Origin of the sequence: Pseudomonas sp. AN-B15 (genome assembly GCF_019056475.1) — a bacterium.
GTDB classification, from domain to species: domain Bacteria; phylum Pseudomonadota; class Gammaproteobacteria; order Pseudomonadales; family Pseudomonadaceae; genus Aquipseudomonas; species Aquipseudomonas parakoreensis.
This window is the reverse complement of sequence record NZ_CP049737.1, coordinates 4,193,523-4,218,656: the sequence shown is the minus strand read 5'-3', so window position 1 is coordinate 4,218,656 and position 25,134 is coordinate 4,193,523. Positions and strand designations below refer to the sequence as shown.

Here is a 25,134-nt window from a genome sequence, read left to right as displayed (position 1 = left end):
GTGCTGTCTGAGAGTATTCAGCCCGCCATCGCCAACCGATTACGCCCTTCGCGCTTGGCTACATACAGCGCACTGTCCGCCCGGCGCAGCAGACTGTCGGCCGATTCCCCCGGTAGAAGAGTCGAACAGCCAAGGCTCACGGTCAGGTCGATCAACCGGCCGTCGACGAAGTATTCCTCAGCCTGCGCGGCATGGCGCAAACGCTCGCCAACCATTTGCGCCGCTTCCCGGCCGGTGTTCGACAGCAGGATCAGAAACTCTTCCCCGCCATAGCGAAACACCATGTCGACGTTGCGCAACTGGCTCTTGATCGAGGCTGCCACCGCTTTGAGCACGTCATCGCCGGCGCTGTGGCCGTGGCTGTCGTTGACCCGTTTGAAGTGGTCGATGTCGAGCATGAGAACCGATAGTGGTTGCAGGTGCCGACGTGACATGTCGATCTCGCGCTGCAGGGTCTGCTCCATGGCGATCCGGTTGCCGGTTCCGGTCAGCGGGTCGCGCAGCGCACTTTGCGTCGCAGCGCGGTAGAGCAGGGCGTTGCGCATCGGGAACAACAGCGACGACAGCAGCGATTCGAGGTTGCCCTGATCCTGCTCGCTGAAGCGCTGGTTGCGGCGAAACACCAGTTCGCCCAAGTGCTCGCCTTCGTGGCTGAGGCTATAGCTGACGGAATGGTGACCGCGCGCACCGAATTCCAGACGCAGGTCGCTGCCTGAATGCACGTAACTCAAGGCATCCAGCGGCACCAGGCGCTGAACTTCGCGAAAAAACAGACCGAGGATTCGTTGCGGCTCAAGACTGGTTTGCAGTTGCAGGCTCATTTGCTGGCGCAGTTGCGCGAGGCTGGCCGGGCGTTCCAGAAGCGGAGGCAGCTGACCAAAGCCCAGGCGTTGCAATTTGGCACTGTCAAAGTCAATTGCATTGGTCTGGGAAGGTGATTTCATATGGCGTGAGCCCCTAAGCAGTAAGTCTGTCTTACAGGCTGGGTGAGAGCGGCTATGGGCTGCGCGTCATACTGATCCATCAGTCCCGTAGGACATTTGGCGTAAGTTTAGTCTGCCGGATGACGATTAGTCAGCTATCGAAATCGCCCTTGCCCCAGTGCCTTCACACGGCGTGCTTTGAGGAGATTTAGAGCGAAAGTCGTGCCATTCGGTTCACGATAATTAAAAACGTTATGAATCAACGGGATGGCATTTTGCTTTGGGCGGGGGTGGCAGATATTTGACTGGAATGTGACGGCGAAAAGCGGCAAAGGTGTGCCGCGACGGTAATCCGCCACGGCAACAAAAGCGACGTATGGCACTTATTGCGCGTTGAATGCCTGGCCATTGATGCCCGTGCTGTCCGGGCCCATCAGGTACAGGTACACCGGCATGATCTCTTCCGGGGTCGGATTGTTCAGCGGGTTTTCCCCTGGATAGGCCTGTGCGCGCATGCTGGTACGCGTGCCGCCCGGGTTGATGCTGTTGGAACGCACGGGTGCTACGCCATCGACTTCGTCGGCCAGCGTCTGCATCAGGCCTTCGGTGGCAAACTTCGACACACCGTAGGCGCCCCAGTAGGCCCGGCCCTTGCGTCCGACGCTGCTGGAGGTGAACACCACCGAGGCATCCTGCGACAGCTTGAGCAGCGGCAGCAAGGTGCTGGTGAGCATGAACATGGCGTTGACGTTGACCTGCATGACGCGCATGAAGTTTTCGCCGGACAGTTGCTCGATCGGCGTACGCGGCCCAATGATCGAGGCGTTGTGCAGCAGGCCATCGAGATGGCCGAACTCGGTTTCGATCATCGCCGCCAGCTCATCGTATTGATGGGGCAGGGCGGTCTCGAGGTTGAACGGGATCACCGCCGGTTGTGGATGGCCGGCGGCTTCGATTTCGTCGTAGACCTGCGTCAGATTGGCTTCGGTCTTGCCCAGCAACAGCACGGTGGCGCCATGGGCGGCGTAGGTTTTGGCAGCCGCCGCGCCGATGCCACGGCCGGCACCGGTGACCAGAATGACCCGGTCCTTGAGCAATTCGGGACGGGCGGTGTAATCAAACATAAAAACCTCACAATCCATTCATGAAGACCTGCTTCCCTGTGGTGAGGGGATTTATCCCCGACCGGCTGCGAAGCAGTCGTGAAACCTGTCTATCGAATCGACCTGAAAGTGCGCGGGCTGCTTCGCATCCCATCGGGGATAAATCCCCTCGCCACAACGGCCGTTTTCAGCAGCTGCACAGCGCGTTGTCGATGACCTTGCGCAGTTCCAGCGGATGATCCACCACCACATCCGCGCCCCAGTGCCGCGGGTTGTCGTCCGGGTGGATATAGCCATAGGTCACGGCGGCGGTTTTGGTGCCCGCATCGCGCCCCGATTCGATGTCGCGCAGATCATCGCCCACAAACAGCACGGTGGACGGATCCAGATCAAGCATCTTGCACGCGAGGATCAGCGGCTCCGGATCCGGCTTGCTGTTTTTCACGTGGTCCGGGCAGATCAACAGCGCCGAGCGCTCGGCCAGCCCCAGTTGCTGCATGATCGGCTCGGCAAACCGAACCGGTTTGTTGGTGACCACGCCCCAGATCAAGTTGCCCCGCTCGATGTCGGCCAGCAACTCGCCCATGCCGTCGAACAGCTTGCTGTGTACCGCGCAACCGGCCAGATAGCGTTCGAGGAACTCCTGACGCAGTTCTTCGAAGCCCGGCGATTCCGGGTCCATCGAGAACGTCACCGCGACCATGGCTTTGGCGCCGCCGGAAATTTCGTCGCGGATGTGCTTGTCGTTCATTGGCGGCAAGCCGCGATCCGCGCGCATCGCCTGACAGATGGCGATGAAATCCGGCGCGGTGTCGAGCAGGGTGCCGTCCATATCGAAAAGGACTGCTCTGATGGCCATCGGCTTACTCCTCGCGCAGGGTCTGGATCATGTAGTTGACGTCAACGTCGTTGGCCAGCTTGTAGTGCTTGGTCAGCGGGTTGTAGGTCAGGCCAATGATGTCCTTGACGGTCAGGCCGGCGATGCGGCTCCAGGCGCCCAGCTCGGACGGGCGAATGAATTTCTTGAAGTCGTGGGTGCCGCGTGGCAGCAGCTTCATGATGTATTCGGCACCGACGATGGCGAACAGGTACGCCTTCGGGTTGCGGTTGATGGTCGAGAAGAACACCTGGCCGCCCGGTTTGACCATGCGGTAGCAGGCGCGGATCACCGACGACGGGTCCGGTACGTGCTCGAGCATTTCCAGGCAGGTTACGACGTCGAACTGCTCGGGCATTTCTTCGGCAAGGGCTTCAGCGGTGATCTGCCGGTACTCGACGTTGACCCCGGATTCCAATTGATGCAGTTGCGCGACCGCCAGCGGCGCTTCGCCCATGTCGATGCCCGTTACCGTGGCGCCGCGCTGGGCCATGGCTTCGCTGAGAATGCCGCCGCCGCAGCCGACGTCGAGAACTTTCTTGCCGGCCAGATTGACCCGCTCGTCAATCCAGTTGACGCGCAGCGGATTGATGTCGTGCAGTGGTTTGAACTCGCTTTCACGGTCCCACCAACGATGGGCCAGGGCTTCGAATTTGGCGATTTCGGCGTGGTCGACGTTGCTCATGATCTATTCCTCGAAAAACTTGAAAAAGGCTGTAGCCGCGAAGTCTGCTCCGCGGTGTTTACGATTCTGAGTGGCCGCTGATGCGCTGGCCCCAGGCCCGGGCGGTGGCGCCCAGCTGTTGTTCGTCCAGGCGGGTCAGGCGCCGGTCGTCGAGTAACTGTTTGCCGGCGACCCACAGGTGTTTCACGCAGTCGCGGCCGGTGGCATAGATAAGCTGTGACACCGGGTCATAGACCGGTTGCTGGGCCAGGCCGGACAGGTCGAAGGCGACGATGTCTGCAGCCTTGCCAATCTCCAGCGAACCGACCTGTGCCTCAATGCCCAGAGCCCGGGCGCCGTTGAGCGTGGCCATGCGCAGCGCGCGATGGGCGTCCAGCGCGGTGGCCGAGCCGGCGACGGCTTTGGCCAGCAGCGCGGCGGTGCGGGTTTCGCCGAGCAGGTCGAGGTCGTTGTTGCTCGCTGCGCCATCGGTGCCGACGGCAACGTTCACGCCAGCCTGCCACAGACGCTCCACCGGGCAGAAACCGCTGGCCAGCTTCAGGTTCGATTCCGGGCAGTGGATCACGCTGGTGTTGCTTTCTACCAGCAATGCCAGATCGTCATCGCTGATCTGGGTCATGTGCACCGCCTGGAAGCGCGGGCCGAGCAGGCCGAGGCGAGCGAGGCGGGCCAGTGGCCGCTCGCCGCGATGCTCCAGCGATTGCTGGACTTCGAAGGCAGTTTCGTGGACATGCATGTGGATCGACGCGTCCAGCTCTTCGGCGATCACGCGGATTTTTTCCAGGTTCTCGTCGCCCACGGTGTAGGGTGCATGAGGGCCGAAAGTGATCTTGATCCGTTCGTGATGCTTCAAATCGCCGAACAGCTCGACGCCCTGACGAATGGCCTCATCGGCGCTGCTGGCACCGGGGATCGGGAAATCGAGGATCGGAATCGCGATCTGTGCGCGAATGCCGCTGTTGTGCACGCGCTCACTGGCAACTTTCGGGAAGAAGTACATGTCCGAGAAGCAACTGATGCCACCTTTGATCTGCTCGGCAATCGCCAAGTCAGTGCCATCACGGACGAAATCTTCATCGACCCATTTGGCTTCGGCCGGCCAGATGTGGTTTTCCAGCCAGGTCATCAGCGGCAGATCGTCGGCCAGGCCACGGAACAGGGTCATCGCCGCATGCCCGTGGGCGTTGATCAGGCCCGGGCTGAGCAGCACGTCCGGCAATTCGCGGACTTCAGTGGCGTTACACTTCAATGCTTCGGCGCGCGGGCCGATAAACACGATGCGACCGTCACGGATGCCCAGGCCGTGCTCCTTGAGCACAACGCCTGCAGGTTCGACGGGTACCAGCCAGGTCGGCAGCAATAATAAGTCGAGCGCAATGGCAGGTTTCGGCATCGAGGGTCGGTTCCAGTGCTTTTGTAAAGGATGGCGAAGTATACCCGAGCGTCTTCGCGGGGGGATCGCTATAATCGGCGGCTTTTGTTCATGAGTGCGGGGTGAGGGATGCGCGATCGACTGTTGGCTGCGGAGAAAGTAAAGGCCATCGATTGGCGAGATGGCGCGCTCCACCTGCTGGATCAGCGTATTTTGCCGTTTGAGGAAAACTGGATTGCCTACACCAGCGCGGCCGGTGTGGCTGAGGCGATTCGTTCGATGGTGGTGCGTGGCGCGCCCGCCATCGGCATCAGTGCGGCCTATGGCATTGTGCTTGCGGCCCGCGCACGGATCGCTGAGGGGGGGGGCTGGTACGCGGCGCTGGAAGAGGATTTCGCCTTGCTCGCCGATTCCCGGCCGACGGCGGTCAATCTGTTCTGGGCGCTGAACCGCATGCACGATCGCCTGGACCGGCTGAAAGAAAACGCCGATCCGCTGGCGGCACTGGAAGCTGAAGCCATCGCCATTCATGAAAGCGACCGCGAAGCCAACCTGACCATGGCTCAGCTCGGTGTCGATCTGATCCGCAAGCATCAGGGCAACGCCCAGGCGATTCTCACTCACTGTAATACCGGCGCTCTGGCCACCGGAGGTTTCGGTACCGCGCTGGGGGTGATTCGCGCGGCCTATCTCGAAGGCATGGTAGAGCGCGTCTACGCCGATGAAACCCGCCCGTGGCTGCAGGGGTCGCGCCTGACCGCCTGGGAGCTGGCGAACGAAGGCATTCCGGTGACGCTCAATGCCGACTCCGCCGCCGCGCACATCATGAAAACCAAAGGCGTGACCTGGGTGATCGTCGGTGCTGACCGCATCACTGCCAATGGCGATGTGGCGAACAAGATCGGCACCTACCAACTGGCGGTCAACGCCATGCACCACGGCGTGCGCTTCATGGTGGTGGCGCCGAGTTCGACCATCGACATGCATCTGGCCAGTGGCGACGACATCCCGATCGAGGAACGTGATGGCGCCGAGTTGCTGGAGGTCGGTGGCAAGCGCGTGGGGGCGGACGTCGAGGCGTTCAACCCGGTGTTCGATGTGACGCCGGCGGATCTGATCGACGCGATCGTCACTGAAAAGGGCATCGTCGAGCGGCCGGATACGGCGAAAATGGCTCAGTTGATGTGCCGCAAACGCCTGCATTGATGGGTCGCGGCGTCTGCAAGGACGCCATCGCTGGCAAGCCAGCTCCCACAGGTCTTGTGCTCGCCACCGATCCTGTGGGAGCTGGCTTGCCAGCGAAGGGGACCTGAAAGTCAATAAACATCGCAAAACCTGACCTCAAAACTGCATTCAAAGAAGCTCTGAGCCTCTCTCGTCCCCTTTACGCCTGTCATCGGTCAACTAACTATGCTCCATGCGCATCTGGGGGATAGGTGCGTGGCGGCTCTTGTGATAACATCCGGCGTTTTCCGAGGCAGCTTCGCGGAGCTGTCTTTACTGCGCAAATCCGTGGTTCTATCCGTTGATTTGTCGTAAGTCGGCGCACGGCACTCAGCCTGCCCCGACGAGCTTCGTACATCCCATATGGATATGACGAAGTTTCACCAGAAAAAGGAATCAGGCTTCTCATGGGCGAACTGGCCAAAGAAATCCTCCCGGTCAATATCGAAGACGAGCTGAAACAGTCCTACCTCGACTACGCGATGAGCGTAATCGTCGGCCGTGCACTGCCGGATGCGCGCGATGGCCTCAAGCCCGTGCACCGTCGCGTACTGTTCGCGATGAGCGAGCTGGGCAACGACTTCAACAAGCCGTACAAGAAATCTGCCCGTGTTGTCGGTGACGTGATCGGTAAGTATCACCCGCATGGTGATACTGCGGTGTACGACACCATCGTCCGCATGGCTCAGCCTTTCTCCCTGCGTTACCTGCTGGTTGACGGTCAGGGCAACTTCGGTTCGGTGGACGGCGACAACGCTGCGGCCATGCGATACACCGAAGTGCGCATGACCAAGCTGGCGCACGAACTGCTGGCCGACCTGCACAAAGAAACCGTGGACTGGGTGCCGAACTACGACGGTACCGAGCTGATCCCGGCGGTCATGCCGACCCGCGTGCCGAACCTGCTGGTCAACGGTTCCAGCGGTATTGCCGTGGGCATGGCGACCAACATTCCGCCGCACAACCTCGGTGAAGTCATCGACGGTTGCCTGGCCCTCATCGACAATCCCGAGCTGACCGTCGATGAGCTGATGCAATACATCCCCGGTCCGGACTTCCCGACGGCCGCGATCATCAACGGTCGTGCCGGCATTATCGAAGCCTATCGCACCGGTCGTGGCCGCATTTACATGCGTGCGCGTTCGATCATCGAAGACATCGACAAGGTCGGTGGCCGACAGCAGATCGTCATCACTGAACTGCCGTATCAGCTGAACAAGGCGCGTCTGATCGAGAAGATCGCCGAACTGGTCAAAGAGAAGAAGCTCGAGGGCATCACCGAGCTGCGCGACGAGTCCGACAAGGACGGTATGCGCGTCGTGATCGAGCTGCGTCGCGGCGAAGTGCCTGAGGTGATCCTCAACAATCTCTACGCCCAGACCCAGCTGCAATCGGTATTCGGCATCAACATCGTCGCGCTGATCGACGGCCGTCCACGCATCCTCAACCTCAAGGATCTGCTGGAAGCCTTCGTCCGTCACCGTCGCGAAGTGGTCACCCGTCGTACCGTATTCGAGCTGCGCAAGGCCCGCGAGCGTGGTCACATCCTCGAAGGTCAGGCCGTTGCCCTGTCGAACATTGACCCGGTGATCGCCCTGATCAAGGCGTCGCCGACTCCGTCGGAAGCCAAGGAAGCGCTGGTCAGCACCCCTTGGGAATCCTCGGCAGTGGTGGCGATGGTGGAGCGTGCCGGCGCCGATTCGTGCCGTCCGGAAAACCTCGATCCGCAATACGGTCTGCGCGACGGCAAGTACTTCCTGTCGCCAGAACAGGCGCAAGCCATTCTGGAACTGCGTCTGCACCGTCTGACCGGTCTGGAGCACGAGAAGCTGCTGGCCGAGTATCAAGAGATCCTCAACCAGATCGGCGAGCTGATCCGCATCCTCAACAGCGCCGTGCGCCTGATGGAAGTGATCCGCGAAGAGCTGGAAGTGATCCGTGCCGAATACGGCGACGTGCGCCGCACCGAGATTCTCGATGCGCGTCTCGACCTGACCCTGGGCGACATGATCCCGGAAGAAGAGCGCGTCGTGACCATTTCTCACGGTGGCTACGCCAAGACCCAGCCACTGGCTGCGTACCAGGCTCAGCGTCGTGGCGGCAAAGGCAAATCGGCGACCGGCGTCAAGGATGAGGACTACATCGCTCACCTGCTGGTGGCCAACAGTCACACCACGCTGCTGCTGTTCTCCAGCAAAGGCAAGGTGTACTGGCTGAAGACTTACGAAATTCCCGAAGCATCCCGCGCCGCCCGTGGTCGTCCGCTAGTCAACCTGCTGCCGCTGGATGACGGTGAATACATCACCACCATGCTGCCGGTCGAGGAATACACCGAAGGTCACTACATCTTCATGGCGACCGCCAACGGCACCGTGAAGAAGACTCCGCTGGAATCCTTCAGCCGTCAGCGCAGCGTCGGTCTGATCGCGCTGGAGCTGGACGAAGGCGACGTGTTGATCTCCGCGGCCATCACCGATGGCGAGCGCGAAGTGATGCTGTTCTCCGACGGCGGCAAAGTGACGCGTTTCAAAGAGTCCGACGTACGCGCCATGGGCCGTACCGCCCGTGGTGTACGCGGCATGCGTCTGCCGGAAGGGCAGAAGCTGATTTCGATGCTGATCCCGGAAGAAGGCAGCCAGATCCTCACCGCTTCCGAGCGTGGTTATGGCAAGCGCACCGCGATTACCGAGTTCCCAGAGTACAAGCGTGGCGGTCAAGGCGTGATCGCCATGGTCAGCAACGAGCGTAACGGCCGTCTGGTCGGTGCGGTTCAGGTGCTCGACGGCGAAGAAATCATGTTGATTTCCGATCAGGGCACGCTGGTACGTACCCGTGTCGACGAAGTGTCGAGCCTGGGTCGTAACACCCAAGGCGTGACTCTGATCAAGCTGGCCAAGGATGAAACCCTGGTCGGTCTGGAGCGGGTTCAGGAGCCATCGGAGGTCGAAGGCGACGAGCTTGAAGGTGAAGAGGGTGCCGGGTTCGAGGGAGATGTCGTGATCGACGACGTTGCCGAGGACCAGCAACTCGACGCCGCAGCTGACGAAGAGCCGCAGGAGTAAGCGGACAAGCGAGGGGGCGGATGAAAATTCGCCCCCTTGTTATTTGTCCGGTATGAATTTTCGACATCATGGAGATCTCCTGTGGGGGGCGAGCCTGCTCGCGAATGCAGGCGCTGCGGTACCTCTGACGCACCGCGGTGATGCATTCGCGAGCAGGCTCGCTCCCACAGGACTGTGTTGATCGGTAGTGTGATTTTTTGCGTGATACCACCAAATCAGAGCGAGATTGGATGTGAGCAAGCGAGCCTATAACTTCTGTGCCGGTCCTGCGGCGCTTCCTGAAGCTGTCCTGCAACGTGCCCAGGGTGAACTCCTTGATTGGCATGGCAAGGGTCTGTCGGTCATGGAAATGAGCCATCGCAGCGATGAGTTCGTGTCCATTGCCACCCAGGCCGAGCAGGATCTGCGTGACCTGCTGAATATCCCGTCGAACTATAAAGTGCTGTTTCTGCAGGGTGGCGCCAGCCAGCAGTTCGCGCAGATCCCGCTGAACCTGTTGCCGGAAAACGGCAGCGCCGACTATATCGACACCGGTATCTGGTCGCAGAAAGCTATCGACGAAGCTTCGCGCTACGGCCACGTCAACGTTGCTGCCACCGCCAAGCCTTACGACTATTTCGCCATCCCGGGTCAGAACGAGTGGAAGCTGTCGAAAGACGCCGCTTACGTTCACTACGCGCCGAACGAAACCATCGGCGGTCTGGAATTCCAGTGGATCCCGGAAACCGGTGACGTGCCGCTGGTGGCTGACATGTCTTCGGACATCCTCTCGCGTCCGGTCGACATCTCGCGTTTCGGCATGATCTACGCCGGCGCCCAGAAGAACATCGGCCCGAGCGGTATTGTCGTCAACATCATCCGCGAAGACCTGCTGGGCAAGGCACGTTCGCTGTGCCCGACCATGCTCGACTACAAGGTCGCGGCCGACAACGGTTCGATGTACAACACTCCGCCGACCCTGGCCTGGTACCTCTCCGGTCTGGTGTTCCAGTGGCTGAAAGAGCAGGGCGGTGTTGAAGCGATCGCCAAACTGAATGACGTCAAGCAGCGCACGCTGTACGACTTCATCGACGCCAGTGGCCTCTACAGCAACCCGATCAACAAGTCGGACCGCTCGTGGATGAACGTGCCGTTCCGTCTGGCTGACGATCGCCTGGACAAACCGTTCCTGGCCGGTGCCGATGCGCGCGGTCTGCTCAACCTCAAGGGCCACCGCTCCGTGGGCGGCATGCGCGCCTCCATCTACAACGCCGTCGACATCAACGCCGTCAACGCGCTGGTGGCGTACATGGCTGAATTCGAGAAGGAACACGGCTGATGTCCGAGCAAGAACTCAAGGCCCTGCGCCTGCGTATTGACGCTCTGGACGAAAAGGTCCTGGAACTGATCAGTGAGCGTGCGCGCTGCGCCCAGGAAGTTGCGCGAGTCAAGATGGCTTCGCTGGCCGAAGGCGAAGTGCCGGTGTTCTATCGTCCCGAGCGTGAAGCCCAGGTGCTCAAGCGCGTGATGGAGCGCAATCAGGGGCCGCTGGGCAACGAAGAGATGGCGCGCTTGTTCCGCGAAATCATGTCCTCGTGCCTGGCGCTCGAGCAGCCATTGAAAGTGGCTTACCTCGGCCCTGAAGGCACCTTCACTCAAGCAGCGGCGATGAAGCACTTCGGCCACGCGGTGATCAGCAAGCCGATGGCGGCGATCGACGAAGTGTTCCGTGAAGTCGCGGCGGGTGCGGTGAATTTTGGCGTGGTGCCGGTGGAGAATTCCACCGAAGGCGCGGTCAACCACACCCTCGACAGCTTCCTCGAGCACGACATGGTGATCTGCGGCGAAGTCGAACTGCGCATTCACCATCACTTGCTGGTCGGTGAAAACACCAAGACCGACAGCATCAGCCGCATCTACTCCCACGCCCAGTCGCTGGCCCAGTGCCGCAAGTGGCTGGACGCGCACTATCCGAATGTCGAGCGCGTGGCGGTGGCGAGCAATGCCGAAGCGGCGAAGCGGGTCAAGGGTGAATGGAACTCGGCGGCGATTGCCGGCGACATGGCTGCTGGCTTGTATGGTCTGACCCGTCTGGCGGAAAAGATCGAAGATCGTCCGGACAACTCGACGCGCTTCCTGATGATCGGTAACCAGGAAGTGCCGCCGACCGGCGACGACAAGACCTCGATCATCGTCTCGATGAGCAACAAGCCTGGCGCGCTGCATGAGCTGCTGGTGCCGTTCCATGACAACGGGATCGACCTGACCCGGATCGAAACCCGTCCGTCGCGCAGTGGCAAATGGACCTACGTGTTCTTCATCGACTTCGTCGGCCACCACCGTGATCCGTTGATCAAGGGTGTGCTGGAAAAGATCAGTCAGGAAGCAGTAGCACTCAAAGTGCTGGGTTCCTACCCGAAAGCAGTTCTTTAAGGGGCGGTAGCAAATGAGTGGCAACTTCCTCGCTCTGGCACAGCCGGGCGTGCAACAACTTTCGCCGTACGTTCCGGGCAAGCCTGTGGACGAACTGGCGCGCGAGCTGGATCTGGATCCGGCGAAAATCGTCAAACTGGCAAGCAATGAAAACCCGCTGGGCGCCAGCCCGAAAGCGCTGGCGGCAATCCGCGATGAGCTGGCCGAGCTGACCCGTTATCCGGACGGCAACGGCTTCGCGCTGAAATCGCTGTTGGCCGAGCAGTGCCGCGTCGAGCTGAACCAGGTAACCCTTGGCAACGGCTCCAACGATATTCTCGAGCTGGTGGCGCGCGCCTATCTGGCGCCGGGTCTGAACGCCGTGTTCAGTGAGCATGCGTTTGCCGTTTACCCGATCGCCACCCAGGCGGTCGGCGCGCAGGCCAAAGTGGTGCCGGCCAAGGACTGGGGGCACGACTTGCCTGCGATGCTCGCGGCCATCGATGCCAACACTCGTGTAGTGTTCATTGCCAACCCGAACAATCCGACCGGCACCTGGTTCGGCGCCGAAGCGCTGGACGAGTTCCTGCAAGATGTACCGGAACATGTGTTGGTGGTGCTGGACGAGGCGTACATCGAGTACGCCGAAGGCAGCGACCTGCCGGACGGTCTGGATTTCCTCGCGGCGTACCCGAATCTGCTGGTATCGCGCACGTTCTCCAAGGCCTATGGCCTGGCAGCGCTGCGCGTTGGTTATGGCCTGTCCACTGCGGTAGTAGCGGACGTGCTCAACCGTGTGCGCCAACCATTCAACGTCAACAGCCTGGCTCTGGCCGCAGCCTGTGCGGCGTTGAAGGATGACGAGTATCTGGCGCAAAGCCGTCAGCTCAACGAATCCGGCATGCAGCAACTGCAGGCGGGTTTCCGTGAGCTGGGTCTGAGCTGGATCGAGTCCAAGGGCAACTTCATCTGCGTCGATCTTGGTCAGGTCGCTGCGCCGATTTTCCAGGGGCTGCTGCGTGAAGGCGTGATCGTGCGTCCGGTGGCCAATTACGGCATGCCGAACCACCTGCGGGTGACCATCGGTCTGCCGGCGGAAAACAGCCGCTTCCTTGAAGCGCTGCGCAAGGTTCTGGCTCGTGGGTGATGTCACTGCGCTGCAATCTGCTGCACCTATGATCGGTCGCCTTGTGGTGGTCGGTCTGGGGTTGATCGGTGGTTCGTTTGCCAAAGGCTTGCGTGAAAGCGGCATCTGCCGTGAAGTGGTCGGGGTTGATCTCGACCCGCAATCGCGCAAGCTGGCGGTCGAGTTGGGTGTGGTGGACCGTTGCGAAGACGACCTGATTGCTGCGTGTCAGGGTGCTGACGTGATTCAGCTGGCAGTGCCGATTCTGGCCATGGAGAAGGTGCTCGCGCGTCTGGCGAGTGTCGATCTGGGTCAGGCGATTCTGACCGATGTCGGCAGCGCCAAGGGCAATGTGGTGCGCGCGGCGACCGAGGCGTTCGGCGGCATGCCAGCGCGTTTCGTGCCGGGCCATCCGATTGCCGGTTCCGAGCAGAGCGGGGTGGAAGCTTCCAACGCCGAGCTGTTCCGTCGGCACAAGGTGATTCTGACCCCGCTCGAGCAAACCGACCCGGCCGCGCTGGCGGTGGTTGATCGCTTGTGGCGCGAGCTGGGTGCCGATGTCGAGCATATGCAGGTCGAGCGCCACGACGAAGTGTTGGCTGCGACCAGTCATCTGCCGCACTTGCTGGCCTTCGGTCTGGTCGACTCGTTGGCCAAACGCAATGAAAACCTTGAGATCTTCCGTTACGCTGCGGGCGGTTTCCGCGATTTCACAAGAATCGCCGGAAGCGACCCGGTGATGTGGCACGACATCTTCCTCGCCAACCGCGAGGCTGTCCTGCGCACACTCGATACATTTCGCAGCGACCTCGACGCCTTGCGCGACGCGGTCGATGCAGGGGATGGGCACCAATTGTTGGGCGTCTTCACGCGCGCCCGGGTTGCCCGCGAGCATTTCAGTAAAATCCTGGCCCGCAGGGCCTATGTGGACGCTATGAATTCCAACGATCTGATTTTTCTGGCTCAACCTGGTGGCCGCTTGTCCGGTCGGATTCGCGTACCAGGTGACAAATCGATTTCCCACCGCTCGATTATGCTCGGCTCGCTGGCCGAAGGCGTGACCGAGGTTGAAGGTTTCCTCGAGGGTGAAGATGCCCTGGCGACCTTGCAGGCATTTCGCGACATGGGCGTGGTCATCGAAGGCCCGCACCACGGTCGCGTGACCATTCACGGCGTTGGCCTGCATGGCTTGAAGCCGGCACCTGGCCCGATCTATCTGGGCAACTCCGGTACCTCGATGCGTCTGTTGTCCGGCCTGCTGGCGGCGCAGAACTTCGACAGCACCCTGACGGGCGATGCGTCGCTGTCCAAGCGTCCGATGAATCGCGTGGCCAATCCGCTGCGGGAAATGGGCGCCGTGATCGAAACCGCTGCCGAAGGTCGTCCACCAATGACCATTCGTGGCGGGCACAAGCTGAAAGGCCTGACCTACACCATGCCGATGGCCAGTGCTCAGGTGAAGTCCTGCCTGCTGCTGGCGGGTCTGTACGCGGAAGGCAAGACCACCGTCACTGAACCGGCTCCAACCCGTGATCACACCGAGCGCATGCTGCGTGGCTTCGGCTACCCGGTGACTGTTGACGGCGCGACCGCGTCGGTCGAGTCCGGCGGCAAGCTGACCGCGACCCACATTGAAGTGCCGGGCGATATCTCGTCGTCGGCGTTCTTCCTGGTGGCGGCCTCGATTGCCGAAGGTTCCGAGCTGGTGCTGGAGCACGTCGGCATCAACCCGACCCGTACCGGCGTTATCGACATCCTGCGGCTGATGGGCGCCGATATCACTCTGGAAAACCAGCGTGAAGTCGGTGGCGAACCGGTAGCCGACCTGCGCGTGCGGGCGGCTAAACTCAAAGGTATCGAGATTCCGGAAGCGCTGGTGCCACTGGCCATCGACGAATTCCCGGTGCTGTTCGTGGCGGCGGCCTGTGCCGAAGGTCGTACCGTGCTGACGGGTGCTGAAGAGTTGCGCGTCAAGGAATCGGACCGCATCCAGGTAATGGCGGATGGCTTGCTGGCGCTGGGCGTCAAGTGCCAGCCGACCCCGGACGGCATCATCATCGATGGCGGCCAGATCGGTGGCGGCGAAGTGCATGGTCACGGCGATCACCGTATCGCCATGGCCTTCAGCGTGGCCTCGCTGCGCGCCACTGCGCCGATCCGCATCCATGATTGCGCCAATGTCGCGACGTCGTTCCCGAACTTCCTCGCGCTGTGTGCGCAGGTCGGCATTCGTGTGGCACAAGAGGCTCAGTCGTGAAAAACATTGCACCGGTCATCACCATCGATGGGCCAAGCGGTTCGGGCAAAGGCACGGTCGCCGGGATTCTGGCCAAGCGTCTGGGCTGGAACCTGCTGGATTCCGGTGCGTTGTATCGCCTGCTGGCGTTCGCTGCGCACAACCATGGTGTCGACCTGACCAATGAAGAGTTGCTGAAAAAGCTGGCTGCTCATCTGGATGTGCAGTTCATCGCGGCGACCGAAGGCCAGTTGCAGCGCATCATTCTGGAAGGTGATGAAGTCAGCGATGTCATCCGTACTGAAAGCGTCGGCGCAGGCGCGTCCCAGGTAGCTGCGCTGCCGGCAGTGCGCGAGGCGCTGCTGCAGCGCCAGCGCGCTTTCCAGGAAGCGCCGGGGCTGGTGGCTGATGGGCGCGACATGGGCACAGTGGTTTTTCCTGACGCACCATTGAAAATCTTCCTGACCGCCAGCGCCGAGGAACGGGCGCGCCGCCGATATTTGCAGTTGAAGGGCAAAGGCGAGGATGTTAGTCTGTCGAGTCTGCTAGATGAGATCCGTGCACGCGACGAGCGTGATACCCAGCGTGCAGTGGCCCCGCTCAAGCCGGCGGCCGACGCGATTCAGCTGGATTCCACGGAGTTGTCCATCGATCAGGTGCTTGAACGCATCATGAGCGAGATCGCCATTCGCGATATCGCCGGGTGACCAAGAAGGCCGCAGGGGACCAGTCATAGTCCTGCAGCGCTTCTTTTAAATGAAACTAACCCACACCGTCTGGGGTGTGGAGATGGGCGTATTCTTCGCCCTCATCTACAGGAATTAAAATGAGCGAAAGCTTTGCGGAACTCTTTGAAGAAAGCCTAAAGACCCTGAACCTTCAGGCAGGCTCCATCATCACCGGTGTTATCGTTGATATCGATTACCAGGCTCGCTGGGTAACCGTTCACGCTGGCCTGAAGTCTGAAGCACTCATCCCGCTGGAACAGTTCTACAACGACGCTGGCGATCTGACTATCAATGTCGGTGACGAAGTTCACGTTGCTCTGGATTCGGTTGAAGACGGTTTCGGTGAAACCAAGCTGTCCCGTGAAAAAGCCAAGCGCGCTGAATGCTGGATCGTTCTGGAAGCAGCCTTCGCAGCTGAGGAAGTGGTCAAGGGCGTTATCAACGGTAAGGTTAAAGGCGGCTTCACTGTCGACGTTAACGGCATCCGTGCGTTCCTGCCAGGTTCCCTGGTTGACGTCCGTCCAGTGCGCGACACTACGCACCTGGAAGGCAAAGAGCTGGAATTCAAGGTCATCAAGCTGGACCAGAAGCGCAACAACGTTGTCGTTTCCCGTCGCAGCGTCCTCGAAGCCGAGAACTCCGCCGAGCGTGAAGCTCTGCTGGAATCCCTGCAGGAAGGCCAGCAAGTCAAAGGTATCGTCAAAAACCTCACCGATTACGGCGCATTCGTCGATCTGGGTGGCGTGGACGGCCTGCTGCACATTACCGACATGGCCTGGAAGCGCATCAAGCATCCTTCCGAGATCGTCAACGTTGGTGATGAAATCGACGTCAAGGTTCTGAAATACGATCGCGAACGCAACCGTGTTTCCCTGGGCCTGAAGCAACTGGGCGAAGATCCATGGGTTGCTATCAAAGCCCGTTACCCAGAAGGCACTCGCGTTACCGCTCGTGTAACCAACCTGACCGACTACGGCTGCTTCGCTGAGCTGGAAGAAGGCGTTGAAGGTCTGGTGCACGTTTCGGAAATGGACTGGACCAACAAGAACATCCACCCTTCGAAAGTCGTACAAGTCGGCGACGAAGTGGAAGTCATGGTTCTGGACATCGACGAAGAGCGTCGTCGTATCTCCCTGGGCATCAAGCAGTGCAAGTCGAACCCATGGGAAGACTTCTCTGGCCAGTTCAACAAGGGCGACAAGATCTCCGGCACCATCAAGTCGATCACCGATTTCGGTATCTTCATTGGTCTGGACGGCGGCATCGACGGTCTGGTTCACCTGTCCGACATCTCCTGGAACGAAGTGGGCGAAGAAGCCGTACGTCGTTTCAAGAAGGGCGACGAGCTGGACACAGTCATCCTGTCGGTTGATCCAGAGCGCGAGCGCATCTCCCTGGGCATCAAGCAACTGGAAAGCGATCCGTTCTCCGAGTACGTCTCGGTTAACGACAAAGGCGCTATCGTTAAAGGCACCGTGAAAGAAGTTGACGCCAAAGGCGCCATCATCGTTCTGGCTGACGACATCGAAGCGACCCTGAAAGCCTCCGAAATCAGCCGTGACCGCGTTGAAGACGCGCGCAACGTTCTGAAAGAAGGCCAGGAAGTTGAAGCCAAGATCATCAGCGTTGACCGCAAGAGCCGCGTAATCCAGCTCTCGATCAAGTCGAAAGATGACGCTGAAGAGAAAGAAGCTATCCAGAGCCTGAACTCCGTTCAGGAAGCTCCAGCCGATACCACCATGGCTGCTCTGTTGAAGCAAGCAATGGCCAAACAGAACTAAGTTCTGCTTGATCATGAAAAAGGGCGACTTCGGTCGCCCTTTTTTGTGCCTGCGATTTGGTGGGGGCTGAGACAGCGGTGAAACCATTCCCTTCAGCGGGTTGTCTGTTTCTTTAATCGGATCAATCGCCTATTCGCGACTAAGCTGTGGGTAGTAGTCGTGCAGTAGTCGGGCGTTGCCTGGCATAAGGAAGTGGATGAACAGATTTATTGTGTTGATTGCTGTGTTGATTTTGGCTGGCTGTACCACCAGTGCCAAGACGCATGCGGTGCGTGGCGTCAGTGGTATCGAGATTGACTGCTCCGGTTTGGGGTCGGGTTGGGAGAAGTGCCAAAGGCGCGCGGCGAAGGAGTGCAAGGGGGCGGGTTACCGGGTGATCACCCGATCTGATCAGGCCAAAGATGAGGATGAATATCCGTTTGGCTTCAATCCCGCGGGCTACGTCACTCGAACCATGCTGGTGATGTGTCGCTGAATGAGCGTTGCTCCTGTTCAGTGCTTTAGTGTGCTGAAAACGGGCGTTTTGATGCCGAGAAAGATATGTCAATCCCTGGGCTGTTCAAAATCTTCCGGGCGTGCTAAAACCTTTCAAGCGCTGATCTAGCTGCTTGAAAAAGAAGGGAAAAATATGACGAAGTCGGAGTTGATCGAACGAATTGTCACCCATCAAGGGCTACTCTCATCCAAGGATGTGGAGCTGGCCATCAAGACCATGCTTGAACAAATGTCCCAGTGCCTCGCTACCGGTGATCGCATCGAGATCCGTGGGTTTGGCAGCTTTTCTCTGCACTATCGTGCGCCGCGCGTCGGTCGCAATCCAAAGACCGGTCAGTCTGTCAGCCTTGACGGCAAGTTTGTTCCGCATTTCAAACCGGGCAAGGAGTTGCGTGACCGGGTGAATGAGGAAGAAGAGGAGGGGGTTTGACAGTCGCTACTTTTCAAGGAGTTACTCATGCGTAACCTCAAGCGCGTGCTTCTTGGCGTTTTCATTTTATTGTTGGTGTTGGTGATTCTGGCGTTTGTGCTTGAGAACCAGCAGTCGGTTTCGCTTTTGTTTATGGGCTTTTCCGGCCCGCAGTTGCCAGTGTCGATTGTTGCCGTGTTGGCATTGCTGATCGGCATGATTATTGGTCCTGTATTGGGCTGGTTTCTGGGGCGTTCGTCCAGGGCAGCGCGCAAACGACTGGTCTGAAAGCGACAGGCGCACGGCATCTGTCGAATTTGCGCCTTGGCCTGTCTTTATCCATTAGTAAAACCATCATTAAGCTGTAAAATGCACCCTTGTTTGATCGTGCCTAAATGCATGTCGATTCAGACTGACTCTGACGGATGCCAACTGATGGTGGCTTCTGCATTCATGGATTAGACCGCGCTCGCAGGCAGCGCTGTCCGTAGCTCAAGGGTATCGTTTCGCGTGAAAATTCTAGTTACCGGCGGCGCCGGCTTCATTGGCTCGGCAGTCATCCGTCACATCATCTCCAATACTTCTGATTCTGTCGTCAATGTCGATAAGCTGACTTACGCCGGCAATTTGGAGTCCTTGGCAGAAGTCAGCCAGAACTCGCGTTACGCTTTCGAGCGCGTCGATATCTGCGATCGTGATCAGGTTGACCGTGTCCTGCGTGAGCACCAACCGGATGCAATCATGCACCTGGCCGCTGAATCCCACGTCGATCGCTCGATCTCCGGCCCGTCCGAATTCATCCAGACCAACATCATCGGTACTTACACGCTGCTCGAAGCTGCCCGCCACTACTGGGCAGCGCTGGATGATGCGCGTAAAGCCAGTTTCCGCTTCCACCACATTTCGACTGACGAAGTTTACGGAGACCTCGAAGGTCCGGAAGACCTCTTCACCGAGACCACACCTTACCAGCCAAGCTCGCCATACTCGGCCAGCAAGGCTAGCTCTGATCACCTTGTTCGCGCTTGGGCACGCACCTATGGTCTGCCGACACTGGTTACCAACTGCTCGAACAACTACGGCCCTTGCCACTTCCCTGAGAAGTTGATCCCTCTGATCATTCTCAATGCACTGGAAGGCAAGCCGTTGCCAGTTTATGGCAAAGGTAATCAGGTACGTGACTGGTTGTATGTCGAAGATCACGCTCGTGCGTTGTACAAAGTCGTCACTGAAGGTGTAATTGGTGAGACTTACAACATCGGCGGTCATAACGAAAAACAAAACATCGAAGTGGTGCACACCCTCTGTGCGCTGCTTGATGAGTTGCGTCCTGATTCGGCCCATCGTCCTCATGCCAGCCTGATTACCTATGTTCAGGATCGTCCTGGGCATGATGTGCGTTATGCAATCGATGCAAGCAAAATTCAGCGCGAATTGGGCTGGACTCCGGAAGAAACTTTCGAGACCGGTATTCGCAAGACTGTCGAATGGTATCTGAACAACACTGAGTGGGTTGAGCACGTGAAGAGCGGCAGTTACCAGCAGTGGATCGATCAGAACTATGCGGATCGCTCGAATAAAGCATGAAGATCCTACTTCTAGGAAAGAACGGTCAGGTGGGCTGGGAGCTGCAACGTTCCCTGGCTCCGCTTGGCGAACTCTTCGCTCTTGATCGTCACGTCGTTGATGGCCTCAGCGGTGATCTGTCGAATCTTGAATGCTTACGTGCAACGATTCGTCAGATAAAGCCCGACGTTATTGTTAATGCTGCAGCTTATACGGCGGTCGACAAAGCTGAGTCGGAAACCGAGTTGGCGGATCGTGTAAACGGCCTTGCGAGTGGCGTGATGGCGGAAGAAGCCGCATCGCTGGGCGCATGGCTGGTTCACTACTCAACGGATTATGTTTTCAGTGGTCAAGGCGTCACGCCATGGCAGGAGACAGACCCTGTCGCGCCGGTGAACCATTATGGCGCCAGCAAGCTCGCTGGCGAGCAGGCGATTATCGCGTCGGGTTGCAACCATCTGATCTTCCGCACCAGTTGGGTGTACGGCGCTCGCGGCAATAACTTCGCCAAGACCATGCTGCGTTTGGCCAAAGATCGCGAAACGTTGAGCGTGATTGCGGATCAGATTGGCGCACCTACCGGGGCGGATCTGATCGCTGATGTAACGGCGTTGGCTATTCAGCAAGTTAATAAGCGTCCAGAGTTGGCTGGCCTCTATCACTTGGCCGCTGCTGGTGAAGTGTCTTGGCATGGCTATGCCAGTTACGTCATTGATTTCGCGAAAGCCCAAGGCGAGGAGTTGGCTGTGACAATAGTCAACCCAATCGAAACGACTGCCTACCCGACACCTGCACGTCGCCCTCTGAACTCACGCTTGAACACTCAGAAGCTGCGCGACAATTTTTCTCTACACTTGCCGGATTGGCAAAGTGGTGTAACCCGAATGCTTAGGGAAGTTCTCAACAAATGACCACGACAAATCGCAAAGGCATCATCCTCGCTGGTGGTTCGGGCACGCGCTTGCACCCGCTTACTCTTGGTGTTTCCAAGCAAATGTTGCCTATTTACGACAAGCCGATGATCTTTTATCCGCTATCGGTGCTGATGCTCGCCGGTATGCGCGAGATTCTGATTATCTCTACCCCTGAAGACTTGCCTTGTTTCCGCAAGCTCCTGGGAGATGGAAGTCTGTACGGCATCAAGTTGACTTATGCCGAGCAGCCAAGTCCCGATGGCTTGGCGCAGGCCTTTATCATCGGCGAGGAGTTCATCGGCAACGATCCTTGCTGTCTGATACTGGGCGATAACATCTTTTACGGTCAGCACTTCACCGACAATCTTCGTTCGGCCACCAATCAGCAGCAGGGTGCAACGGTATTCGGTTACCACGTATCTGATCCTGAGCGATTCGGTGTCGTTGAGTTCGATGCTTCCGGTCGCGCTCTGAGCATCGAAGAGAAGCCGCTGAAGCCGAAATCCAGCTACGCCGTGACGGGTTTGTATTTCTATGACAGTCAGGTCGTGCAGATTGCCAAGAACATCAAGCCTTCGGAGCGCGGTGAACTGGAGATCACCGATGTCAATCGTGCCTACCTTGAGCAGAAATCGCTGAATGTAGAAATGCTTGGTCGTGGTTTCGCGTGGCTGGATACCGGCACCCACGATTCTCTGCTGGAAGCGAGTCATTTCGTTCATACGATCGAACAGCGTCAGGGGCTGAAAGTCGCTTGCCTGGAAGAGATCGCTTATCACAATGGCTGGATCACTGCCGAGCAATTGGCCGCTCAAGCTGATGCGCTTAAAAAGACGGGCTACGGTCAATACTTGCAGAAATTGCTGGACACGCCTTCACGCTGATCGAAAAAAACTTTTCGAGCAGTAGTGTTTAATCAGTGCAATCAGGATTGGCATGCCCGTAGAACATCCCAGGGTTGCAGTGTTGCTGGCGGCCTTCAATGGCATGCGCTGGATCGAGGAGCAGTTGGACTCGATCCTTGGCCAGTCAGCTGTCGATGTAACCGTCTATATCAGTATCGACCCTTCCTCTGACGGTACCGAAGCATGGTGCGCGGATTATGCCGCGCGCCATGCTCAGGTGATCGTCCTGCCCGAAGCCGGCAGCTTCGGTGGTGCGTCGCGTAATTTTTTCAGGCTGATTCGCGATGTGCCTGTGGATGAATATGATTTCGTCGCCTTCGCTGACCAGGATGATATCTGGAATCTCGATAAGCTCGATCGCGCGACCTGGGCAATTAGATTGCGCCAAGTTGATGCCTATTCCAGCAATGTCACGGCTTTCTGGGCGGATGGGCGGGCTTGTCTGCTAGATAAAGGGCAACCGCAAGTTGCCTGGGATTATTTGTTCGAAGCTGCGGGGCCGGGTTGTACCTACGTCATGAGGCATCGACTGATGACAGAATTGAAGGCGTCTATGCTCGCTAATTGGGAGGCGCTGCAGCAGGTTCGCCTACATGACTGGTATTGCTACGCCTACGCTCGCAGTCATGGTTTTCGCTGGTTCATCGATCCGTTGTCATCCATGCAATATCGTCAGCACGCGCAAAATCAGGTGGGGGCGAATACTGGCCTCGGTTCATTGATCGAGCGTTACAAGACGATTCACGATGGTTGGTGGTTCTCCCAAGTGCGATTGATCGCGAGGTTGGTGGGGGTCGCGGACCATGCGTTTGTGCGGCGCTGGCTGCCGTTAGGTCGCAGACAGTTATTGGGATTGTCCCTGAGCGCTCGGCATTGCCGGCGACGAATGAGGGATAAAGTGTTTTTCTTCTGTATATGTTGGGCTACTGCGATCGTTGGGAAAAAAGCCGAATGACAAAGCGCCGTGTATTGGTTACAGGTGCCACCGGTTTTGTCGGTGAGGCAGTGGTTTTCCGCATGCTCCTGGACAGGGCGTATGCGCCAGTCGCTGCGGTGCGGGGTAAGACCCGGTTAAGCGGCTTGTGTGATGTGGTGCCTTTTGATTTGAGCGAAAATGTTGAGCTGCCGGCGCTCGTACAAGTCGATGTGGTGGTTCACTGTGCAGCTCGCGTCCACGTGATGAGTGACACCGCTGCCGACCCCCTGGCGAAATTCCGTGAGATTAACGTTCATGGCACGGCGCGCCTGGCTCGAAAGGCGGCTGAGGCAGGTGTCAGGCGTTTCGTATTCCTCAGTTCGATCAAGGTTAATGGTGAAGCGACATTGCCTGGTATGCCGTTCAAGGCTGACGATCAGCCTGCGCCGGCTGATCCATATGGTGTCTCCAAATGTGAAGCGGAAGAGTGCCTGCGTGAAATCGGTCGTCAGACCGGCATGGATATTGTCATCATTCGTCCGCCGCTGGTGTATGGTCCGGGTGTCAAGGCCAACTTCCTCAGCATGATGAGCTGGCTGAACAAAGGCTTGCCGCTACCTCTGGGGGCCTTGAGAAACCAGCGCAGTCTGGTGGCGTTGGGTAATCTCGTTGATCTGGTTGTTACCTGCATAGCGCATCCCGCTGCGGCGAATCAGACATTTCTGGTAAGCGATGGCGAAGACTTGTCCACCTCCGGGTTGCTCCGGCGTATGGCGGCAGCCTTGGGTAAGCCGGCGTTATTGTTACCTGTGCCACAACTGCTGCTGCGTGGTGCTGCGCGGTTGATGGGGAGGGGGGAGATGGCGCAGAGACTTTGCGGTTCATTGCAGGTCGACATTAATAAGACTTGCTCGTTGTTGCAGTGGTCGCCTCCGATAAGTGTCGATAGGGCCTTGAAGCGCACCGCGATTCATTACCTCGAGCGTTGATCGAAGCCGATGCGAGGTCAGTTCGCATGCTGCTTTGCTTGGTCATGAAAGTTGTCGGACAGGGAGGCCGCCTCTGCATGTGAAAATTGGCAAAATGCCACCCCTTTTGCCAATGCAGGGCCCTTGGTACCCTACGCACCCCCTAACCATTGCAGCTTTGCCGAGTTATTGAAGTTCGATCCAGGCGGATGAAGCTTCCATTTTCCGGTGCTAACAATGCCCTGGCGTATTTCATGCGGTGATATCACTGGGCTATCAAGTGGCTTTGACTCATTGTTATAATGGCAAATTTTGCGCAGTCGGAGCGGCCATGAGAAGAGCATGTAACGCTTGTCCTACTGAGAATGCGCATTTTGATGGCAGGCGGAACAACGCCGTCATAATTTTATCCTTAACGCAATGGAGTGCTCGGTGGTAGTCCCTCTTCCACAAGCTGTTCAGACAGGTTCTATACCTTACCGTGAAGCAGTCGATAGACCGGATCAAGGTTCGCACGTCACGATCCTTATGTGTACGTACAACGGTGAGCGTTTTCTGTCTCAACAACTGGACTCTATCGCTCGTCAGAGTTTTCAAAACTGGGATGTTCTGGTATCGGACGATGGCTCAACCGATGCCACTCTGGATATCTTGCGCCAGTATGCCGCCGCGTGGGGCGAAGGCAAGCTGACTGTGCGGCAGGGGCCTCAGCGAGGTTTTGCGACGAATTTTCTGTCGGTGGCCTGCGTTGTCTCTGGTCAATCCGAATTCTATGCATGGGCCGATCAGGATGATATCTGGCAGGAGCATAAGCTCGAGGTCGCTCTCAAGTCGCTGCAGCATCTGCCGATGGACATTCCAGCATTGTATTGCGCGCGTACCGAATTGATTGATGATACGGGAACGATTACCGGCCGTTCGCCGATGTTTCCACGACCGCCCTGTTTTGCCAATGCACTGGTGCAGAGCATTGCCGGGGGCAACACCATGGTCTTCAACCGTTCGGCACAAGCACTTTTTCAGGCCGCCGGGGCGCATCTGGATATAGTCTCCCATGACTGGTGGGCCTACCTGTTGGTGACAGGTACTGGCGGACAAGTTGTCTATGACCACACCCCGACTCTCCTTTACAGGCAGCACGACACCAACCTGATCGGTTCCGACATGGGCGCGCGCGCGCGGTTGGCAAGGTTGCGGATGATGTTCAGTGGGCGTTTCAAAGGGTGGAATCAGAGAAATATCGCTGCTTTGGAATCGGTTCGAACACGACTGAGCAAAGACAGTCAATTGACGCTTGATCTGTTCCAGAAAGCCCGAAGATCCTCAGTTTTTACTCGATTTTTCTGGCTGAGACGTTCCGGCGTCTACCGACAGACTATGTGGGGTAGCTTGGGGCTGATACTGGCAGCGGCCATTAATAGACTATGAAGATATTCGCGCCTGAAAGGACCTT

22 protein-coding genes are annotated in these 25,134 nt (G+C 58.4%); 17 read left to right on the top strand and 5 right to left on the bottom strand.

Features of this window, described 5'->3' with window-relative positions:
* Positions 1 to 17: 17 nt before the first annotated feature.
* The 5 genes from GTQ41_RS19010 to GTQ41_RS18990 all read right to left on the bottom strand — a co-directional run bounded on the left by GTQ41_RS19010 (position 18) and on the right by GTQ41_RS18990 (position 4,981).
* On the bottom strand, positions 18 to 944 hold the full coding sequence (locus GTQ41_RS19010) for a GGDEF domain-containing protein (protein WP_047295562.1): 927 nt from the start codon (positions 942 to 944) through the stop codon (positions 18 to 20).
* 362 nt (positions 945 to 1,306) lie between these two features.
* On the bottom strand, positions 1,307 to 2,047 hold the full coding sequence (locus GTQ41_RS19005) for a YciK family oxidoreductase (RefSeq protein ID WP_003226924.1): 741 nt from the start codon (positions 2,045 to 2,047) through the stop codon (positions 1,307 to 1,309).
* A 166-nt stretch (positions 2,048 to 2,213) separates the two neighbouring features.
* Positions 2,214 to 2,885 carry an N-acetylmuramic acid 6-phosphate phosphatase MupP gene (gene mupP / locus GTQ41_RS19000; RefSeq protein WP_047295560.1) on the bottom strand — a complete coding sequence of 224 codons (672 nt, stop codon included), beginning with the start codon at positions 2,883 to 2,885 and terminating at the stop codon, positions 2,214 to 2,216.
* A 4-nt stretch (positions 2,886 to 2,889) separates the two neighbouring features.
* Positions 2,890 to 3,588 (bottom strand): bifunctional 2-polyprenyl-6-hydroxyphenol methylase/3-demethylubiquinol 3-O-methyltransferase UbiG, encoded by a 699-nt coding sequence (gene ubiG / locus GTQ41_RS18995; protein ID WP_041069358.1) that lies wholly within the window; start codon positions 3,586 to 3,588, stop codon positions 2,890 to 2,892.
* 58 nt (positions 3,589 to 3,646) lie between these two features.
* Positions 3,647 to 4,981, bottom strand: coding sequence for a TRZ/ATZ family hydrolase (locus GTQ41_RS18990; protein WP_041069362.1), 1,335 nt, complete (start codon positions 4,979 to 4,981; stop codon positions 3,647 to 3,649).
* Between the two features lie 108 nt (positions 4,982 to 5,089).
* Here GTQ41_RS18990 and mtnA point away from each other — a divergent pair, with 108 nt between their 5' ends.
* The 17 genes from mtnA (at position 5,090) to GTQ41_RS18905 (ending at position 25,109) form a co-directional block, all read left to right on the top strand.
* Complete coding sequence (gene mtnA / locus GTQ41_RS18985; RefSeq protein WP_047295558.1) at positions 5,090 to 6,166, top strand: S-methyl-5-thioribose-1-phosphate isomerase; 1,077 nt, start codon at positions 5,090 to 5,092, stop codon at positions 6,164 to 6,166.
* Between the two features lie 425 nt (positions 6,167 to 6,591).
* A complete protein-coding gene (gene gyrA, locus GTQ41_RS18980) occupies positions 6,592 to 9,246 on the top strand; it encodes a DNA gyrase subunit A (RefSeq protein WP_047295556.1) in 2,655 nt (884 codons plus the stop codon).
* Between the two features lie 232 nt (positions 9,247 to 9,478).
* Positions 9,479 to 10,564 (top strand): 3-phosphoserine/phosphohydroxythreonine transaminase, encoded by a 1,086-nt coding sequence (gene serC, locus GTQ41_RS18975; RefSeq protein ID WP_047295554.1) that lies wholly within the window; start codon positions 9,479 to 9,481, stop codon positions 10,562 to 10,564.
* Complete coding sequence (gene pheA, locus GTQ41_RS18970) at positions 10,564 to 11,658, top strand: prephenate dehydratase (protein WP_041069374.1); 1,095 nt, start codon at positions 10,564 to 10,566, stop codon at positions 11,656 to 11,658. The genes serC and pheA overlap by 1 nt, the downstream gene beginning before the upstream one ends.
* A 13-nt stretch (positions 11,659 to 11,671) precedes the next feature.
* A complete protein-coding gene (hisC, locus tag GTQ41_RS18965; protein ID WP_041069377.1) occupies positions 11,672 to 12,784 on the top strand; it encodes a histidinol-phosphate transaminase in 1,113 nt (370 codons plus the stop codon).
* 28 nt (positions 12,785 to 12,812) lie between these two features.
* Positions 12,813 to 15,020, top strand: coding sequence for a bifunctional prephenate dehydrogenase/3-phosphoshikimate 1-carboxyvinyltransferase (locus GTQ41_RS18960; protein ID WP_047295738.1), 2,208 nt, complete (start codon positions 12,813 to 12,815; stop codon positions 15,018 to 15,020).
* Positions 15,017 to 15,706: a (d)CMP kinase gene (cmk, locus tag GTQ41_RS18955; protein WP_007963625.1), complete on the top strand. Its 690-nt coding sequence runs from the start codon at positions 15,017 to 15,019 to the stop codon at positions 15,704 to 15,706. The genes GTQ41_RS18960 and cmk overlap by 4 nt, the downstream gene beginning before the upstream one ends.
* 119 nt (positions 15,707 to 15,825) lie before the next feature.
* Positions 15,826 to 17,508 carry a 30S ribosomal protein S1 gene (rpsA, locus tag GTQ41_RS18950; RefSeq protein ID WP_095668626.1) on the top strand — a complete coding sequence of 561 codons (1,683 nt, stop codon included), beginning with the start codon at positions 15,826 to 15,828 and terminating at the stop codon, positions 17,506 to 17,508.
* 196 nt (positions 17,509 to 17,704) lie between these two features.
* Positions 17,705 to 17,983 (top strand): hypothetical protein, encoded by a 279-nt coding sequence (locus GTQ41_RS18945; RefSeq protein ID WP_047295550.1) that lies wholly within the window; start codon positions 17,705 to 17,707, stop codon positions 17,981 to 17,983.
* Positions 17,984 to 18,136: 153 nt separating this feature from the next.
* Entirely contained in the window at positions 18,137 to 18,433 is a 297-nt protein-coding gene (ihfB, locus tag GTQ41_RS18940) for an integration host factor subunit beta (RefSeq protein ID WP_003189779.1), read from the top strand.
* A gap of 27 nt (positions 18,434 to 18,460) precedes the next feature.
* Complete coding sequence (locus tag GTQ41_RS18935) at positions 18,461 to 18,700, top strand: LapA family protein (protein ID WP_047295549.1); 240 nt, start codon at positions 18,461 to 18,463, stop codon at positions 18,698 to 18,700.
* A 222-nt stretch (positions 18,701 to 18,922) separates the two neighbouring features.
* Positions 18,923 to 19,999 (top strand): dTDP-glucose 4,6-dehydratase, encoded by a 1,077-nt coding sequence (rfbB, locus tag GTQ41_RS18930; RefSeq protein ID WP_047295548.1) that lies wholly within the window; start codon positions 18,923 to 18,925, stop codon positions 19,997 to 19,999.
* The gene (rfbD, locus tag GTQ41_RS18925) at positions 19,996 to 20,889 is read left to right on the top strand and encodes a dTDP-4-dehydrorhamnose reductase (RefSeq protein ID WP_047295547.1); all 894 of its coding nucleotides are present in this window, start codon (positions 19,996 to 19,998) and stop codon (positions 20,887 to 20,889) included. The genes rfbB and rfbD overlap by 4 nt, the downstream gene beginning before the upstream one ends.
* Positions 20,886 to 21,776 carry a glucose-1-phosphate thymidylyltransferase RfbA gene (gene rfbA, locus GTQ41_RS18920; RefSeq protein WP_047295546.1) on the top strand — a complete coding sequence of 297 codons (891 nt, stop codon included), beginning with the start codon at positions 20,886 to 20,888 and terminating at the stop codon, positions 21,774 to 21,776. Before rfbD ends, rfbA begins: the two co-directional genes overlap by 4 nt.
* A gap of 52 nt (positions 21,777 to 21,828) precedes the next feature.
* Positions 21,829 to 22,752, top strand: coding sequence for a glycosyltransferase (locus GTQ41_RS18915; RefSeq protein ID WP_047295544.1), 924 nt, complete (start codon positions 21,829 to 21,831; stop codon positions 22,750 to 22,752).
* Positions 22,749 to 23,702 (top strand): SDR family oxidoreductase, encoded by a 954-nt coding sequence (locus tag GTQ41_RS18910; protein ID WP_047295542.1) that lies wholly within the window; start codon positions 22,749 to 22,751, stop codon positions 23,700 to 23,702. Before GTQ41_RS18915 ends, GTQ41_RS18910 begins: the two co-directional genes overlap by 4 nt.
* 507 nt (positions 23,703 to 24,209) lie before the next feature.
* Entirely contained in the window at positions 24,210 to 25,109 is a 900-nt protein-coding gene (locus tag GTQ41_RS18905) for a glycosyltransferase family 2 protein (protein ID WP_155416818.1), read from the top strand.
* The last annotated feature ends 25 nt before the right edge of the window (positions 25,110 to 25,134 follow it).